Below are 17,456 nucleotides of genomic sequence, written 5' to 3' on the forward strand. Positions count from 1 at the left end.
AGGGGTTGGAGATCGGGGCCGGTGATCGGGATTGCCGAAACCGACGTATCAGAAATCAAGGTCGAAATCCGGGAATTCCGGCTCGGGTTCCGAACCGGGTATCGGTCGGCAGCGCCCCGTGCTGGCGCGCAGGGTGATCAGGGGTTTCAGCAGGACGTGGCGGGGAGGCGTGTCGGGTGAGCGCAGGCGCCGCATCATCAGGTCCACGGCGGCCCGGCTCATCTCCTTGGCGGGTATCTCCGCGGCCGTCAGCGGCGGGGTCACCTGCTCGGCCCAGGGGCTGGCCGCCACGCCGACGACGGAGAAGTCGCGCGGGACGGCGCGGCCGTGCCGGTTCAGCCCCCGGTAGATGCCCTCCAGGGCGGCCTCGTTCTGGGTGACCAGGGAGGTGGTCGCCGGATCGTCCAGCAGGATCCGTTCGACGACCTGCTCGCCGGAGGCGACGTCGTCGCCGCAGAGGTACGGGCGCGGGGTGAGCAGCAGTTTCTTCATCGCTTCGGTGTAGCCCTCGTCGCCGAGGCGGGCGAAGCCGTATCCGCTGTTGAAGAGCTGTTCCGACCGATTGACGAAGGCGATCCGGGTGTGGCCGAGGTCGGCGAGGTGCTGGACGCACCTGCCGGCGAGGCCGGCGAAGTCCAGGTCGACCCAGCCGGCCGCGTCGGTGCGGTGGTTGTGACCGATGGCCACGAAGGGGAAGCCCGCCTCGGCCAGATACTCGACGCGGTCGTCCTCCCGGCGGATCTCCATGACGATGATGCCGTCGACGCGGGGCTCGTCCACCATCCGCCGCAGCGAGGGTTCGTCGTGGCGGGCGCAGGGCGAGAACAGCAGGTCGTAGCCGTGGGTGGCGGCGGCCTCGGCGATGCCGCCGACGAAGGCGAGCTGCATCGTGGTGTAGTCCTGCAGCCGGCCGGCGGGCGGGTAGAGCAGTCCGAGCGTGTGCGTCGCGCCGCCGGTGCCCGCGGTGCGCGCAGTCGTCGGGTCCCTGGTCCGTGCTGCCATGGTCAGCCGACCGGAAGGGGTTGTTCGGCCCAGATGGTCTTGCCGACGGGGGTCTGCCGGGTGCCCCAGCCCTGGGTGAGCTGGGCGACCATGTGCAGCCCGCGCCCGCCCTCGTCGTAGGTGCGGGCCCGGCGCAGGTGCGGGGCGGTGTTGCTGGCGTCGGACACCTCGCAGATCAGGGTGCGGTCCCGAATCAGCCGGAGTCCGATGGGTACGGCGCCGTAGCGGATGGCGTTGGTGACCAGCTCGCTCACCACCAGCTCGGTGACGAACGAGGCGTCCTCGAGCCCCCAGGCGGCGAGCTGGCGGGAGGCCTGGGCGCGGGCGTCGGCCACGATCGACGGGTCGGAGGGCAGGGACCAGGCGGCGACCTGGTCGGCGTGCAGGGCGCGGGTGCGGGCAAGGAGCAGGGCCACGTCATCGGCGGGGCTCTCGGGCAGGAGGGCCTTGAGGATGGTGTCGCAGGTGACCTCGAGGGAGGGAACGGGGCTGGCCAGCGCCTCGCAGAGCCGGTCGAGGCCGAGCCCGATGTCACGGTCGCGGGCCTCGATCAGGCCGTCGGTGCAGAAGGCCAGCAGGCTGCCCTCGGGGAGTTCCAGCTCGGTGGACTCGAAGGGCAGCCCGCCGACGCCGAGCAGCGGACCGGGGGTGAGGCGGACCACGCTGACCGTGCCGTCGGGCAGCAGCACGGCGGGCGGGACGTGGCCGGCGCTGGCGAAGGTGCAGATGCGGGAGACCGGGTCGTAGACGGCGTACAGACAGGTCGCGCCGATCTCACCGCTGACGACGTACGGCTCGTTCGGTGCGACCTCGTCCCTGTCCGTGGCGAGATGGATGACCAGGTCGTCGAGGTGGGTGAGGAGTTCGTCCGGGGGCAGGTCCACATCCGCGAGGGTGCGTACGGCGGTGCGCAGCCGGCCCATGGTGGCGGAGGCGTGGATGCCGTGCCCGACGACGTCGCCGACGACCAGGGCGACACGGGTGCCGGACAGGGGCACGACGTCGAACCAGTCGCCGCCCACTCCGGCGCCCCGGCCGGCCGGCAGATAGCGCGACGCCACCTCGACGGCCGCCTGTTTGGGCAGGTCACGCGGGAGCAGACTGCGTTGGAGGGTGAGGGCGTTGTTGCGTTCGCGGGTGTAGCGGCGGGCGTTGTCCACGCCTACGGCGGCCCGCCCTGCGAGCTCCTCGGCGAGGATCAGGTCGTCCTGCTCGAAGGGTGGGGAGCCGTCGGCGCGGGCGAAGACCGCGACGCCGAGGGTGATGCCGCGAGCCCGCAGCGGGGTGGCCATGACGGAGTGGAACCCGTACTCCTCGACGCGCGCGGTGCGGGTCTTGTCCCCGGCGATCCAGCGGGCGAAGTCGGGATCGTCCGCACCGCTCAGCACGGGTCGCCCGCCGGTGAGACTGCGGGCGGGCGGCGAGAACGGCGGGTAGGTGTCGATCCCGCCGAGTTCGATGGCCGCCTCCGGCACGCTGTCCCCCTCGGCGGTGGACTGGTGCGCGACCCTGCGCAGCACCACGGCCGCGTCGACCGGACCCGCCGTCGGCTCCTCGCCGCGCAGCACGGACTCGAGCAGGTCCACGCTGACGAAGTCGGCGAGCCGCGGGACGACCAGATCGGCGAGTTCCTTCGCGGTGCGGGTCACGTTCAGGGTGGTGCCGATGCGGCTGCCCGCCTCCTGCAGCAGGGCCAGCCGCTGACGGGCCGCGTGGTGGTCGGTGCTGTCGAAGGCGGCGGTGCCCACGCCGACGACCTCACCGGTGGCGGGATCCCGGACGGGCCAGAGCTCGACGATCCAGGCGCGGTGCCGTGCGGAGGCCGGGGTGAAGACGGCGGACGGCTCCGGGGCGATCCGCTCGTAGCGCATCGGGGTGCCCTCCTCGGCGACCCGGTGCACGCAGCTCAGGAGGTCTTCGTCGGGACCCGCGATCTCGACGGCCCGCTCGTCGCCCTCGGCGGCCGCGTTCGGATGCCAGGAGCCGGACGTGGTGCTGTATGTGGAGAGCGGGATCGAGGCCTGCGCGAACGCCCACTCCACCATCCTCCGGTCGTGCTCCGAGTCGGCGGTACCGGTGGTGACGGTCACGACGAAGCCCTGGGGCGAGCCGTCGCCACCCAGGGACGGATGGGCATGGAGGGTCACGTCGACTCGATGGCCGTCGCGGTGCCGCAGAGCCGCCGTACCGCTCCATTCCCGGGATCCGGCAAGGGAGAGCCCGGCGGCCTCGGGCGCCTCCCGGTCGAGGACCAGGTCGGCCGCGGCGCGCCCCACGACCTCCGGCGCCGGATGGCCCAGCAGCCGCCGAGCGCCCTCGCTCCATCCCGTGACGATGCCGTCCAGGCCGACGGTTACTGTCGCGACGCCACCTGACCACCCGGAGTGACCGTTTCCCTGAACAAAAGTGGCCATTCTTGCTCTATTCGCGCGGTGAGGGTCCTCACAGACCCAGCGTGCGCGCCGCACCGGAATCGGACAAGTCAGATCAAGGGAACAGAAGCCTCCTGGATTCCGTGGGCGTCACAGCAGCCGTCCCTTCGCATCAGGCGTCCCGTCTCGAGCCAGTCGCCGGCGGCGGTCGTGCGGCGGGCCGAGGGCTCGAAGGCGGCGACCAACTGCTCGGTGCTGTATGCCATACCGCCCCTGAGGACGGCGACGGTACGGACAAGGGTGGCGAAGTCCGTGAACGGATCGCCGTCGACGACCGTCAGGTCGGCGAGCCTGCCCTCCTCCACCGTCCCGAGATCGCGGTCGAGGCCGAAGAGCCGGGCGGGCAGGACGGTCGCGGTGCGCAGGGCCTGGGCCGGGGACAGACCGCCCCGGTGCAGGGCGCGCAGGCCCAGGTGCAGGGCGAGGCCGACGGGCACGAGCGGCTGGTCGGTACCGAGGGCGACGAGGCCGCCGGCGGCCAGGATCCGCCGGTAGATGTCGGTCTCCGTGCGCACGGTCGCGAGCTGGTCGGCGGTGGGCGGAACACCGGCCGCCTGCCGGACCGCGGCCGTGTCCCACGGAGGCATCACCACCGTGACCCGGGGATCGTCGGCGAGGGCGGGATCCGCGCCGAGGAGCGGTGCGGCCGTGAACGGGGTCGCGATCAGCGAGAAGTTCACGCCGCGCGCGGTGTAGATCTCCACCACGTCCTGGTACGCACGGCCCCTGGCCGTGATGGCGTGCCCGAACTCGGCGCGCTGCGTGGCCTGCAGATGGGTCGTCAGATCCTGGCCGAGCTGCACGCCGGGCGAGAGCAGATGCCCTCCGGTGCGTACGCCCAGCCGGTCGTGCGCGAAACGAGCGGCCTCCTCCATGACCCAACCTGGCGCCCGGACATACGTCTTGACGAAGTCCCAGTCCAGCGCCGCGCCCCGCTCGAGCGAGCGGCGCAGCCCCTGCCGGGTCCGGTGGGCACGGCCCATGCTGTAGGCGACGCGGGCCCCGTCGAGGAGTTCGCCGGTGGTCAGCAGCCGGGGCCCGGCGAGCTGCCCGGCGGCCACCGCCTCGCGGATACGGGCCTGTTCGTAGGCGAAGCCGCCCAGGGAGACGGCCGTGGTGATGCCGTAGGTGAGCTGGCCGGCGGTCTGGCGGCCGCCGTAGGTGCTCTGCCAGGGGTGGGTGTGGGTGTCCCACAGGCCCGGGATCACGGTGCGGTCCGAGGCGTCGACACGGCGGAGAGCGGATCGCCGCGCGGATCGGTGGGGCTCAACTGCCGTGATTCGTCCGCCACTTACGACGACGTCCACGTCGTCGCGGGTGGTCTCGCCCGTGCCGTCCCACAGCCGTCCGGCGTGCACCACCACATCCGCGGGTGTGGGTCTGGGGGCGTCGAGGGGGACGCGGACGGTGCGGGCGTCGCCGCCGTCGACGCCGACGAGCCGCAACCGCCCGGCGGACAGATACAGCAGTGTGGTGGAGTCGCCGGACCAGGAAGGGTGGTCGGCCGGTTCGGTGGTGAGGGTGCGCAGGTCGCCGTTCGGGGTGCCATCGGGGTCGACCGGCAGCAGGCACAGCGCCGACTCGACGATCACCGCCATCCAGCGGCCGTCGGGCGACCAGACGGGCCCGGAGTCGTACCGGTCGGCGATCGACGTGTGGGGTGCCACCAGGTGGAGGCGGTCGGTGCCGCTCGTCGTGTCGACGATGCGGACGAGGTTGTAGCCCTCCCGGAAGCGGGAGTTGAGACGGTTTCGGTCGCACAGGGCGAGGTGGCGGCCGTCCGGCGACCAGCTGGGGCGGCCGGGCAGCCCGCCCCCGCCGAGCGGTGCGGCCAGGACGCGCTCCGCGCCGGAGGCCAGGTCGCGGACGAGGAGCTTGCCGGTCAGGTCGAGGCAGGCGAGCCGCCGCCCGTCGGGCGAGAGCGAGGGATGGACCCGGCCGCCGGTCGCGAGGGCGGTCTCCTCGCCGGTGGCGAGATCGTGCCGGTACACGCCGAGGAGCCCGTCGCGGTCGTCGGCGTAGACGAGAGACCGCCCGTCGGACGCCCACGCGGGCGCGAGCAGATAACTGGTGGCGGACGCCTTGCGCAGTCGCCGCGGCGGATGCCCGCCCGAACTCCCCGCGAGCCACAGCGAGTTGAGGACCGCGAAGGCGATCTGCCGGCCGTCGGGCGAGAGCGCGGGCAGATGGATGCCGCGCACCGGTCGGGCCCGGCCCGCCTCCCCCAGGTCGTACTCCTTGGTCCGGTACCGCGGCCGCTGCACTGGCAGCACGCCCTCGAAAGGGATGGTCTCCGGCTGCTCGGGGCTTTCCGGTCGTACGAGAGTGAAGGCTCCGTCGAGGGTCAGGAGCAGTTCGCCCGTCGGCGTCCAGCGCGGGGGAACCGGGGCGATGTCGCCGGTGAGCGGGACGGGGTGGCCGTCGACGACGAGCGTGCAGGAGCCGTTCGGGGAGGCGGTGGTGCGCAGGTGTGCCAGGCGGTCGTCGGGGGCGACGGCGGGGGTCATGACCTGCGCGGCCTCGGTCTCGGTGTGCCGTACCACGACCGGGCCGGTGCCGTCGGTGGGGACGGCTGCGATGGTGCGGGCCTCGACGGTCGGTCCCAGGGCGGTGGTGACCGTCTTCGCGCGGACGAACAGGATGCGGGTGCCGTCCGGAGACCAGGTGGGGTCGAAGTCCTCCCAAGGGCCGTCCTGCAAGGGGCCGTCCTGGCCGGGCAGGCCGGTCACGCGGGTGGTGCGGCCGGTTCGCAGGTCCAGGACGTGGATGCGGTACGGGCTGCCGGCGACCGGGTCACCGCCGCGTTCGGAGGCGAAGGCGAGCCGGGTGCCGTCGGGTGACCAGGCCGGGCCGCGGTCGTCCCAGGGGCCGTCGGTGCGCCTGCGCAGGTCGGAGCCGTCGGGACGGACGGTCCAGAGGTGGAATCCACCATCGCGGTAGGCGCAGAAGGCGACCAGTTCGCCGTCCGGGGAGTGGGTGGGCCGGTTGGGTTCGAGGTCCGCCGGGGTCAGGGGGCGGGCCGGGCCGCCGGTGCGCGGCAGGGACCACAGGGTGCCCTGCACCTCGGCGACCAGGTGGCCGCCGGAGGGTGCGAGGGTCGCCGAGCCGTTGGTGGCCCGGGTGAACGACAGGGTGGGGGTGCCGCTGCGGGACGGTGCAGCCGCCGCAGGGGCCGCGCCCACCAGGGGCAAGGCGCCTGCGAAGGCGAGGAGTTGACGGCGGGTCGGACGGTGGGGGGTGATCCGGTCGCGGTCCATGGCCGCAACACTGGCGCACCTGCCGCCACGTCCTCAACGAGTTCCCCGGCCAACACGTTCGGTGATCGCAGCGGATCGGTTCACGGTGTGGCGCATGCGCCGGAGGCGCACGCCGTGAGCCACTGGTCGAAGTCGGCGTCGTAGCGGGTGCCGATGCCGGAGTTGTAGACGGCGTGGCCGCCCGGGTAGTCGCCGACCCGGAAGCGGGCGAGCATGCGCTGGATGTCCGCCGGGTGCTTCTCGAACATGTAGCGGACCGCGAGATAGCCCCAGGGATAAGTGCGGGTCACATCGCTGTTGGCGTAGGTGTTCTGGAACAGCGTGCTCAACTTGTAGGTGTGCTTGGCGGCTTCGGCGACCGCCTGGGTGTCGGCGATGCCGCGGTAGCCGTAGGAGACGTACTCGGCAATGCCTTCGATCCACCACACGTCCGGCACGGACGTCTGCGTGGCGAAGTCGCCCTTCATGTCGTCGCGGGCGTCCATGAAGTGGGTGTACTCGTGGTTGAGGTTCCAGATCCGGGCCGGGAAGCCGTTGTCGACGCTCTTCTGGTACATGATCGACATTGGCTGGTTGGCGGGGTCGCCGGGGTCTCCGCCCATGGTGATGCCGCCGTTGTCCGTGTTCACGCCGTAGATCGCTCCGGCGTACGTCTGGTAGTCGGCACGGCTGGAGAAGACGACGAGGTGGATGGTCGACGCGTACTGGCCGGGGATCGGCCCGTCGTCCTTGACGAGAGCGTGGAAGTACGGGTCCTGGCCGAGCACGCTGGCGCAGGCGGCGGCGAGGTCGGCGGCGGTCAACGCCTGGGCTCGGATGGTGTGTTGTGCGTCGCAGGTGTGGGTGATCGGCAGCGCCGCGTTCGTCAGCCGGGCGGTCAGGTCGCAGATGTCGTAGTACGAGCACTGGGCACGGTCGTAGTAGTCGGTCTGCGAGGCCACGGTGACCCACAGGGCGGCGGTCGGGCCGGTGATGCGGGAGGCGGCCAGCAGTTCCCTGATCAGCGGTCGGACCGTGGACTGCAGGGCGGGGTGCTCGACGTAACGGGCAAGGTTCATCCCGGCGTTGGAGTCCAGGTAGGCGCGGTCGGTGCCGAGCAGGTCCCGGTGCGCGAGGGCGAATGCGCGCAGGGTGCGGATGACGCCCGGGTCGGCGGCGACCGCGCTGACGTAGTCCGTGTTCCAATTGCCGCGCCACAGCGGGGTGTAGACGTCGTTGACGGCCGCGAGCATGCTGGCGACGGTGTCGTAGGAGCTGTCGTAGGCGTTGAGCAGGCGCTGGTAGACCTTCAGGTAACGGGCCTGCTGGTCTGCGCTGTCGGTGAGGATGACCACCTCTCCCAGCACGTCGCCGTTGGCCGAAGTGACGTCCCCGGAACGGCGGTTGGCGAAGAAGGCGTCCAGCCCGCGGGTGGTGGATCGGGTCAGCGATGCGCCGTAGGGGCCGGTGTCGGCGGGGTGGTTGAACTGCACGTAGTAGCCGGCGCGCAGGAAGAGCACGAGCTGCCGCACCCCGGACGCGTTGTCGCCCCGGTAGCGCTGCGCCTCGCGCGTGAACGCGTTCGCCACGGTGACCATCTGGGACTGGCGGAAGACGTCACGGGCGTCGGTGCCGGTCACGGCGAACAGGGTGTTGACGCAGCCCGTGGTCGAGGCCTGCACGAACGCGACGAGCGCGGAGCCGGTCCTGCGGCCGAAGTCGGCGGCGCTGCACGCGGCCGGCTTCGGTGCGGCCGCCGTTGCGTGGTGTGTGGTGGGTGGCGGCGCCAACGGGGGCAACTGGGCTGCGGTGAGGGGTCGTTGCTGTACGGCGGGACGGTCGGTGGCAGCTGCGATGGAGCCGGTCGGCGGCGGCGCCTTCCGGGCGCCGGTCACGGAAGCGGTGGTGTGCTGGACCTGGGGTGCCGCAAGGGCCGGCGTGGACAGCAGGCCGGCGAGGACGATGCAGATGGTGAGGGCGCCGGGCACGCGTCTGGGCAGCGCGGAGCGGTAGCGCATCTGGACTCCTCCACGGATGGATGCGCCTCGGTTGGGGTGGTGAGGCGTGTGAGGCACCTTCTCAACGCGGGCCCGCGCCAACAATGGTGTGTGACATAGCACTGTGCCCCGACGAGCCATAACATCGGGATCCGGAGGGTTCTCTGCCTTACCGCCTACGCCCCACCGGCGCTCCAGGTCCGCGCCGCCCAAGCCCTCAAGTGCGGTGACCGCCCGGCGAGTTCGCGGTACGCGGAGGCGGCGGACTGGAACAGTGTCTCCGCCACGTCCCCGGCCACCGCGTCGGGCCGCCAGGCCAGCACATAACGGCACCACAGCGGCGTACCGACCAGCGGTCTGATCACCACGTCGGGGATCGGCCGCAGCGTCGCCTGGACGACGGACACCCCGAGACCGTCGGCGATCATGCTCTGCAACTGCGCCTGGTCGCCGAGGAATTCGTGCACGGCGACCGGCGAGAAACCGGCCGCCGCACAGGCGGTGTAGAAGACACCCGGCCAGCCGGCTCCGTCGTCCGGTGTCAGGAACCACGCCTCCCCGGCCAGGTCGGCGAGCGAGACCTGGGCCTGCTGTCCGAGGCGATGGCGGGAGGAGAGGGCCACGAACGTGGGCTCGGTGACGATCCCGCGATGTGTCACCGTGTCCGCGTGCTTCAGCTCCATGCCGGGGTAGTCCGCGGCGACGGCCGCGTCCAGCGCGCCCTGCTCCAGGAGCTCGACGATCCGCGCGGAGGAGTACACACTGCTGACCGCGAGCGAGACGTCCGGCAGCCGGGCACGGACCCGGGAGACCAGCCCGGACAGCACCGGGGAGTTGGTCGCCGCCACCCGCAGGGTCCTACGGCATCCCGTGGCCCCGGCGGCCGGACGGCAGCCGATCGCGGCGGCACCGGCCAGGACGTCGCGCGCCTGGGCGACGACTTCGAGGCCGTACTGTGTCAGCCTCACTCCCGTCGCCCCGCGGTCGAACAGCGCCTGGCCGAAGTACCGCTCGATGCGCCGGAGTTGGGTGCTCATGGCGGGCTGGGAGTAACCCAGGTCCGAGGCGGCCCGGCTGACGCTCCCGGCATCGGCGATCGCGCACAGCACGCGCAGATGCCGAAGCTCCAGCTCCATCGGTCCGCTCCCCCGTCCGGTCGCCCGGACAGGAGCGTTCCATCGAGGCGTCGTACAGACAAGACGCAGGTCAGCCACGGACAAGTGGCAAGTCTCAGGCCAGGGTCACCTCGACCGGCAGCTTCTTGATCCCGTTGACGAAGTTGGACCGCACCCGCGGGACGTCACCGACCAGGCGGATGTCGGCCAGCCGCGGGATCAGCTCCTCGAACATGATGCGGATCTCGGTGCGGGCCAGCAGGTTGCCCAGGCAGAGATGGGGGCTGCCCTTGCCGAAGGTGACGTGGTCGTTGTCGGTGCGGGTGACGTCGAAGTCGTACGGGTTGCCGAAGACCTCCTCGTCGCGGTTGCCGGAGGCGAACCACATGACGACCTTGTCGCCCTCCTTGACCTGCTTGCCGCCGAGTTCCACGTCCCGGGTCGCGGTGCGGCGGAAGTGGTAGACGGGCGAGGCCCAGCGCAGGAACTCCTCGACCGCTCCCGGGATCAGGGACGGGTCCTGCTGGAGGCGGGCGAGCTGCTCCGGGTGCTGCAGCAGGGCCAGCATGGAGTGGGTGATGGTGTGCCGGGTGGTCTCGTTGCCGGCGACGACCAGGAGCAGGAAGTAGTTGTCGAAGTCCTGCGCGGACAGCGGCACTCCGTCCCGCGGCGTGGTGTTGACCAGCTTGGAGACCAGGTCGGTTCCGTCGCCGCCGCGCCGCTGGCGGGCCAACTCCCGTCCGTACTCGAAGACTTCGATCGAGGCCGGGGAACGGAAGGGCAGGTCGCGGTACTTCTCGCTCTCCGCGCTGTGCAGCAGGACGTCCGCGTAGTCGGGGTCGGTGTTGCCGATGATGCGGTTGCCCCAGTCGATGAGCTGCTGGTTGTCCTCCGGCGGCACGTCGAGGAGGCGGGCGAGGACGTTGATCGGGAAGTCCGCGGAGACGTCGGCGACGAAGTCGAAGGTGCCCTTGGCGAGCGCCGAGTCGAGGGTCTTCGCGGTCAGGCCGCGCAGGAAGTCGCCGTAGCTGTTGATGACGCCGGCGCCGAACTGCCGCTGGATCACGCTGCGCAGGGCACGGTGGCGGACCCCGTCCATCTCCAGGATGGAGGCCCGCTTCTTGATCTGGTCCTCGTCGACCTCTTCGAGGTTGACGAACTTCGTCGAGGTGAAGGTCTCCGCGTCCCGGTCGACGCGGGCGATGTCGGCATGCCGGGTCACCGCCCAGAAACCGGAGTTGGGCGCCTCCTCCGGCTGCCAGTGCACCGGGTCCTCGTGGCGCAGGGTGTGGAACATCCGCCAGGGCGTGATGCCGTCGGTGAAGTTGTCGAGGTTCGCGAGGTCGACGTCGGCGAGCGGCATCGGTTCGTTCACGGCCGGGGTCAGGATCTCGGTCATCGGTGGCTCCCAAACGTCACAGGTGGTAGGCGTACTCGGTGAACTCCCAGTCGGTGACGTGCCGTTGGAAGCGTTCGACCTCGTTGCGCTTGTAGCTGAGGTAAGAGGTGGTGAAGTCCTTGCCGAGCACCTCGGTCAGGGCGGTGTCCGCCTCCAGCGCGTCGAGGGCCGCGGGCAGGCTCATCGGGAGTACGGCCGCGCGTGCGGTGTCGTAGCCGTAGCCCTCCAGCGGGGCGGGCGGCTCCTCCTCCGCCAGGACACCGAGCAGGGCGGCGGCGATGGTGCCCGCGATCAGCAGGTACGGGTTGGCGCTCGCGTCGCCGAGCCGCAGCTCCAGACGGGCGCCGGAACCCCGCTCGGGCGGGATGCGGACCATGGCGCTGCGGTTGTCCAGGCCCCAGTCGATCAGCCAGGGCGCGAGGGTGTCCGGACCGAAGCGCTTGTACGAGTTGACCGTCGGGTTGGCCAGGGCGGCGAGGGCCGGGGCGTGCGCGAGGATGCCGGCGATCGCGTGGCGCGCGGTGGCCGAGAGGCCGTACGCACCCGTCGGGTCGTCGAAGGAGTTGCGGCCCTGCTCGTCGTCGCAGGACAGATGGAGGTGGAAGCCGGAGCCGCCGGCGTCGTTGAACGGCTTGGCCATGAAGGTGGCGAGCCGGCCCTCCTTGCGCGCGAGTTCCTTGACGGCGGCCTTGAACCGGAAGGAGCGGTCGGCGGCCGACAGCGCCTCGGAGTGGGTCAGGTTGATCTCGAACTGCCCGCCGTCGAATTCGTGGTTGCCGTTGGTGACGCCGATGCGCAGGTCGCGCAGCCCGCGCAGGGTGCGCAGCAGGTGGTTGTCGGGGTCGGCGCGCAGGCCGGCCGTGTAGACGACACCGGCGGCTTCCGAGTAGCGCCGCCAGCCGCTCGGCGAGGCCGGGTCCTGGTCGCACAGGAAGTACTCGAGCTCGGGGCCGGCGATCGGGCGCAGCCCCTGCTCGGCACATCGGGCGAGGACCGAGCGCAGCAGGTCGCGGGGCGACTCGGGCGCGGGCGACCCGGTCGCCGGGTCGGTGGTCTCGCCGAGACAGGCGGCGACCCCGGGCTCCCAGGGCAGCGCGACCAGGGTGTCCAGGTCCGGGCGTACATGGATGTCGGGCAGGCCGGCGTCCAGGCCGCCGGTCACGGGGACGACGTCGCCCTGGGGCGAGGTGTGGTAGACCGCCCGGCAGAAGGCCAGCCCGTGCTCGCTCGCCGCCTGTAGCTGCTCGACCAGGACGTCACGGGCGCGGTCGGTGCCGATGAGATCGGGATAGGTCACGCGGACCACGTCGATGCCCTCGGCGGCGAGCCGCTCCTGGTACTGACGGACGTCCGGTGTTTCTGGTGCGCTCACCGTGATCTCCTCGGTGGCCGACGGATTGTTTGAAGCCAAACGATAAGAAGGGCTCCGTCCACCCGCAAGGGGGTGGGGTCAAAAAATTATCCACCTGGACAGCTATTGACCAGGGGCACGCGGCTTCCTATGTTGTTTGAAGCCAAACGAGATAGCTCGAGCTCCTTCTCCACCCCCGCCCCCGACGCCCTCACTCCCAGGAGGACCGGCCATGAAGGTCGTCGTCGACATGAACAAGTGCCAGGACCACGGCCAGTGCGTTTTCGCGGCCCCGGACGTCTTCTCGCTGGACGACGACGGGCACCTGGCCTACGTCTCCGACCCGGACGACGCGCTGCGCGACGAGGTCGAGGAAGCCGCCGACGTGTGCCCGCTCCAGGCCATCCGGATCGAGGACTGACCCCCATGACCGCACGCATCGTCGTCGCGGGCGCCTCCATGGCCGGCCTGCGCGCCGCCGAGCAGCTGCGCGCGGCCGGCTGGACAGGGGCCATCACGCTCGTCGGCGACGAACCGCACATGCCCTACAACCGGCCCCCGCTCTCCAAGGAGGTGCTCGCCGGAAAGGCGCCCTTCGAGTCGCTGGCCTTCCGCCCCCGCGCGAGCGTGGCCGACGTGGAGTGGCGCCTCGGCACCAAGGTCGTCGCCTCCCGCCTCGCCGAACGGGTCGTCGAGCTCGACGACGGCGAGTCGCTCTCCTACGACGGTCTCGTCGTCGCCACCGGTATGCGCCCGCGGCGGCTGAGCTGCCCCGGCCCGCTCACCGGCCGCCACACGGTCCGCACCCTCGCCGACGCGCAGGGCCTGCGGGACGAGCTGACCCGGCCCGGTGCCCGGGTGGTCGTGGTCGGCGCCGGGTTCATCGGCTGCGAGGTGGCCGCCACCGCCGTAGGACTCGGCGTCGCGGAGGTGACCGTCGTCGATCCGCTGCCGCTGCCCATGGTCGGCCCGCTCGGCGAGCTGCTCGGACGCACGCTGCTCGAGCGGCACGAACAGCGCGGGGTGCGTTTTGCGCTCGGCACGGGAGTCGCCGGGTTCGAGGGCGAGGACCGTGTCACGGGTGTGGTGCTCGACGACGGGACCGTGCTGCCCGCCGACGTCGTGGTGGAATCGGTCGGCTCGCTCGCCAACACCGAGTGGCTGGACGGGAACGGGCTCGATCTGTCCGACGGCGTGCTCACCGACGAACAGCTCAGGGTCGGCGGAAGGCCGGAGGTGGTCGCGGTGGGCGATGTGGCCCGCTTCCCCAACGCCCGCTACGACGGCGTACCGCGCCGGGTCGAACACTGGTGCATCCCGACCGACACCGCCAAGCACGCGGCGAAGGTGCTGGTCGCCCATCTCACCGGCGCCGGGGCCGAGTTGGTGCCCTTTTCGCCGTTGCCCACCTTCTGGAGCGACCAGCACGACTTCCGGCTCCAGTCCTTCGGCGCGCCCGTGCTGGGCAAGGACGACGTACGGATCCTGCACGGCGACCCGTCCACGGACGTCCTCGTCGGCTACCACCACGGCGGCCGGCTCGTCGGCGTCGTGGCGCTGGGCGGTCCCGCCGCCGTGTCCGCCGCCGCCCGCCATCGCGCCGAACTGCTCGAGCAGCCCGCCCTCACCGCGTAAGGAACGCCCGCCATGTCCAGTCTCCGTGGTTACTTCCATCCCAAGACGGCGAGCGGTGCCTCGTCGCTGATTCCGTCGCCGCCATGGCGCTACTCGGGCGACCTGCTCACCGTCGAGTACCGGACCGATCCGGCGCGGGTGCGTGAACTGCTGCCCGGGCCCCTGGAGTTGGCCGACGAGGACCCCGGCGCGGTCGCACTGATCTGGGCCGACTGGCAGTCCTGCTCGGCCTCCGGCGACGAGCTGCTCGACCCGGTGCTCTCCCAGTACAAGGAGGCCTTCGCGGTCGTGCGCTGCAAGTACCGGGGGCAGACGTACTCGCGGTGCGTGTACATCTGGGTCGACAAGGACTTCGCCATCGCGCGCGGGCTGCACCAGGGGTATCCGAAGAAGCTCGGGTCGATCCACCAGACGCGGCCGCACCCGTACGGTCCCGCACCCCGCATCGAGGCCGGTGCGCGGTTCGGTGCCACCCTGGCCGCCGCCGACCGGCGGCTCGCCCAGGCCGTCGTCACCCTGCGGGAGCCGTCGGAGACGAACGGGTTCGTGAACGGGCATCCGATGGTCCATCACCGGTGGCTGCCGTCGATCGAGAAGGGGAAGGGGCTTGCTCTCGATGAGCTGATCGAGTCAGGGGCCGCTTCCTTCGAGGGCGGTCAACCGTGGGTCGGGGACGCCGAGTTGGAGCTCTTTGAGGCGCCTACGGAGGAGTTGGCCCGGTTGGAGATTCGGGAGCCGATAGCCGCGTATTACCGGCAGGTCGGCGTGGTCTGGGACGGCGGGCGGTTGTTGGAGTCGGGGACGTCCGGAGCGTCTGCCGAGTGAGCCCGGTGAGCGGCTGCGGGTTCGTTGTGGTTGATCGCGCAGTTCCCCGCGCCCCCTAAGTAGGTCGCCCATCCCCTTCGTCCGATAGGAGCCCTTCTCATGCCTGACAAGATCATCGTCGGCGGTGTTTCCGTCGACACCCGGCACTGGATCGGTGGCTCGCGCGTCGCCTCCGCCGAAACCTTTGCCGACCACTCGCCCATTGACGGCAGTGCCCTCGGCGACATCGCCCGCGGCACGCCGAAGGAGGCCGCTGCCGCCGTTGCCGCCGCCAAGGCCGCCTTCCCCGCCTGGGCCGCCACCTCTCGCGCCGAGCGCGCCCGCATCCTGCATGCCATCGCCGACGGTGTGGAGAAGCGGATCGAAGAGCTGGCGATCGTCGAGACCACCGACAACGGCGCTCTGTTGCGTTCGCACCGGCGGGGTGTGATGCCGCGGGTGGCGCACAACTTCCGGTTCTTCGCCGACTGGTTGCTGCAGTTGGAGCACGAGGACTTCGAGACGCGCGGGCACACGAATCACGTCTCGTGGGACCCGGCGGGGCCCTCTGTGCTGATCACTCCGTGGAACGCCCCACTGATGCTGGCCACTTGGAAGGTCGCCCCGGCGCTCGCCGCCGGCAACCCCGTGGTGCTGAAGCCCGCCGAGTGGTCGCCGTTGACCGCCTCTCTCCTCGCGGACATCGCCGCCGAGGCGGGGCTGCCCGCCGGAGTGCTGAACGTCGTCCAGGGTTACGGCGCCGAGATCGGCGACGCCCTCACCTCGCACCCGGACGTGCGGCGGATCAGCTTCACCGGTTCGGTGCCGACGGCCAGGCGGATCGCCGAGTCGGCCGCCGCCAACCTCACCCCGCTCAGCCTCGAACTAGGCGGCAAGTCACCGCTGTTGGTGTTCGCCGACGCCGACCTGGACCTCGCCGTCGACCTCGCGGTGGAGCAGTACGACAACGCCGGGCAGGTCTGCCTGGCCGCGACGCGCTTCCTCGTCGAGGAGTCGGTCATGGATGAATTCACTCGGCGCTTTGTCGACAAGGCGACCAGTTTGAAGCAGGGAGACCCACGGGACGAGGGCACCGACATCGGGCCCAACATTCACCCCCGCCAGCTGGAGAAGATCGACGGCTTCGTGCAGCGGGCGGTCGCGGCCGGGGCGCGCGCCGTCATCGGCGGGCATCGCAAGGACGGCCAGTACTACGCGCCGACCCTGCTCACCGATGTCGCCCAGGACTCGGAGATCGTGCAGGAGGAGGTCTTCGGGCCGGTCCTGACCCTGCAGACCTTCAGCAGCGAGGACGAGGCCGTCCGTCTCGCCAACGACACCCGCTTCGGCCTGGCCGCCACGCTCGCCACCGGCGACCGGGAGCGCGCCGAACGAGTCACCGCGCAGCTGGTCGCGGGCACGGTCTGGGTCAACTGCTTCTTCGTACGCGACCTTCAGGCGCCCTTCGGTGGCTCCCGCCTCTCCGGTGTGGGCCGCGAGGGCGGCACCTGGAGCTTCGACTTCTACTGCGACCTGAAGAACACCGTGACCGCCCCGAACGGATGGAGCCGGAACCATGGGTGAGATCGTCGGGGCCGGGCTGCTCGCCCACGTCCCCACCATCGTCCTGCCGGAGACCGAGCGGCTGGAGCTCAACGAGGGCAAGGAGATCACCCTCGTCACCGGGCTGCAGCAACTGCGTAGGGACGTCTTCGAGCGGGACGACTACGACACCGTCGTCGTCCTCGACTCCCACTGGGCCACGACGGTCGAGTTCGTCGTCACCGCCCAGCAGCGGCGCGCCGGGCTCTTCACCTCCGAGGAGCTGCCGCGCGGCATGTGCCGGATGCCGTACGACTTCCCCGGCGATCCCGAACTCGCCCGTAACGTCGAGAAGTTCGCGGACAAGCACGGCACCTGGATCACCGCGATCGACGACGAGTACCTGCCGATCTACTACGCCACCATCAACCTGTGGAAGTTCCTCGGCGAGGGGCTGCCGGACAAGCGGTGGGTGACCATCGGTGTCTGCCAGACCGGCGACATGGAGGACCATCTGCGGCTGGGGCGTGCGCTGGCCGACGGGATCGCCGCAACTCCCGGGCGGCGCGTGCTGCTCATCGCCTCCGGCGCGCTGTCGCACACGTTCTGGCCGTTGCGCGAGCTGCGTGACCACGAGGCGAGCGACCCGGTGCACATCCGCACGCCCGAGGCCCGCGAGGCGGACTACGAACGCATCGCCTGGTTCAGGGAGGGCCGGCACGACCAAGTCCTCGACACCATGGACGAGTTCTGGAAGCACAAGCCCGAGGCGAAGTTCTTCCACTACCTGATGATGGCCGGCGCGCTGGGCGAACGGGCCTGCGTCGCCAAGGCCCGCCAGTACGGCGAGTACGAGAACTCCGTCGGCACCGGCCAGGTGCACCTGTGGTTCGACCGCCCGGCCGCCGGCTGGACCGGCACCCCTCACCGACTCCCCTAGGAA

At 71.1% G+C, this 17,456-nt stretch carries 12 protein-coding genes; 5 read left to right on the forward strand and 7 right to left on the reverse strand.

The window, feature by feature from the left end; genetic code table 11:
• Positions 1-48: 48 nt before the first annotated feature.
• The 7 genes from ACFY1L_RS47335 to ACFY1L_RS47365 form a co-directional block, all read right to left on the reverse strand.
• Entirely contained in the window at positions 49-1,002 is a 954-nt protein-coding gene (locus tag ACFY1L_RS47335; protein ID WP_388840166.1) for a LacI family DNA-binding transcriptional regulator, read from the reverse strand.
• A gap of 2 nt (positions 1,003-1,004) precedes the next feature.
• A complete protein-coding gene (locus ACFY1L_RS47340) occupies positions 1,005-3,416 on the reverse strand; it encodes a SpoIIE family protein phosphatase (protein ID WP_388840168.1) in 2,412 nt (803 codons plus the stop codon).
• A 68-nt stretch (positions 3,417-3,484) separates the two neighbouring features.
• The gene (locus ACFY1L_RS47345) at positions 3,485-6,691 is read right to left on the reverse strand and encodes an amidohydrolase family protein (RefSeq protein WP_388840171.1); all 3,207 of its coding nucleotides are present in this window, start codon (positions 6,689-6,691) and stop codon (positions 3,485-3,487) included.
• 80 nt (positions 6,692-6,771) lie between these two features.
• Positions 6,772-8,688 carry a collagenase gene (locus ACFY1L_RS47350; RefSeq protein ID WP_388840174.1) on the reverse strand — a complete coding sequence of 639 codons (1,917 nt, stop codon included), beginning with the start codon at positions 8,686-8,688 and terminating at the stop codon, positions 6,772-6,774.
• 155 nt (positions 8,689-8,843) lie between these two features.
• Entirely contained in the window at positions 8,844-9,803 is a 960-nt protein-coding gene (locus ACFY1L_RS47355) for a LysR family transcriptional regulator (RefSeq protein WP_388840177.1), read from the reverse strand.
• Positions 9,804-9,897: 94 nt separating this feature from the next.
• On the reverse strand, positions 9,898-11,181 hold the full coding sequence (locus ACFY1L_RS47360; RefSeq protein WP_388840180.1) for a cytochrome P450: 1,284 nt from the start codon (positions 11,179-11,181) through the stop codon (positions 9,898-9,900).
• A gap of 16 nt (positions 11,182-11,197) precedes the next feature.
• The gene (locus ACFY1L_RS47365; RefSeq protein ID WP_388840183.1) at positions 11,198-12,553 is read right to left on the reverse strand and encodes a glutamine synthetase family protein; all 1,356 of its coding nucleotides are present in this window, start codon (positions 12,551-12,553) and stop codon (positions 11,198-11,200) included.
• A 211-nt stretch (positions 12,554-12,764) separates the two neighbouring features.
• Here ACFY1L_RS47365 and ACFY1L_RS47370 point away from each other — a divergent pair, with 211 nt between their 5' ends.
• The 5 genes from ACFY1L_RS47370 (at position 12,765) to ACFY1L_RS47390 (ending at position 17,453) form a co-directional block, all read left to right on the forward strand.
• On the forward strand, positions 12,765-12,953 hold the full coding sequence (locus ACFY1L_RS47370; RefSeq protein WP_275774798.1) for a ferredoxin: 189 nt from the start codon (positions 12,765-12,767) through the stop codon (positions 12,951-12,953).
• Positions 12,954-12,958: 5 nt separating this feature from the next.
• A complete protein-coding gene (locus ACFY1L_RS47375; protein WP_388840187.1) occupies positions 12,959-14,167 on the forward strand; it encodes an NAD(P)/FAD-dependent oxidoreductase in 1,209 nt (402 codons plus the stop codon).
• A 12-nt stretch (positions 14,168-14,179) separates the two neighbouring features.
• Positions 14,180-14,992 (forward strand): acetoacetate decarboxylase family protein, encoded by an 813-nt coding sequence (locus tag ACFY1L_RS47380; RefSeq protein ID WP_388840190.1) that lies wholly within the window; start codon positions 14,180-14,182, stop codon positions 14,990-14,992.
• A gap of 99 nt (positions 14,993-15,091) precedes the next feature.
• Entirely contained in the window at positions 15,092-16,555 is a 1,464-nt protein-coding gene (locus ACFY1L_RS47385; RefSeq protein ID WP_388840193.1) for an aldehyde dehydrogenase, read from the forward strand.
• On the forward strand, positions 16,548-17,453 hold the full coding sequence (locus tag ACFY1L_RS47390) for a 3,4-dihydroxyphenylacetate 2,3-dioxygenase (RefSeq protein ID WP_388840195.1): 906 nt from the start codon (positions 16,548-16,550) through the stop codon (positions 17,451-17,453). The genes ACFY1L_RS47385 and ACFY1L_RS47390 overlap by 8 nt, the downstream gene beginning before the upstream one ends.
• The last annotated feature ends 3 nt before the right edge of the window (positions 17,454-17,456 follow it).

This window comes from Streptomyces sp. NPDC001663 (assembly GCF_042893105.1).
Taxonomy (GTDB): Bacteria; Actinomycetota; Actinomycetes; order Streptomycetales; family Streptomycetaceae; genus Streptomyces.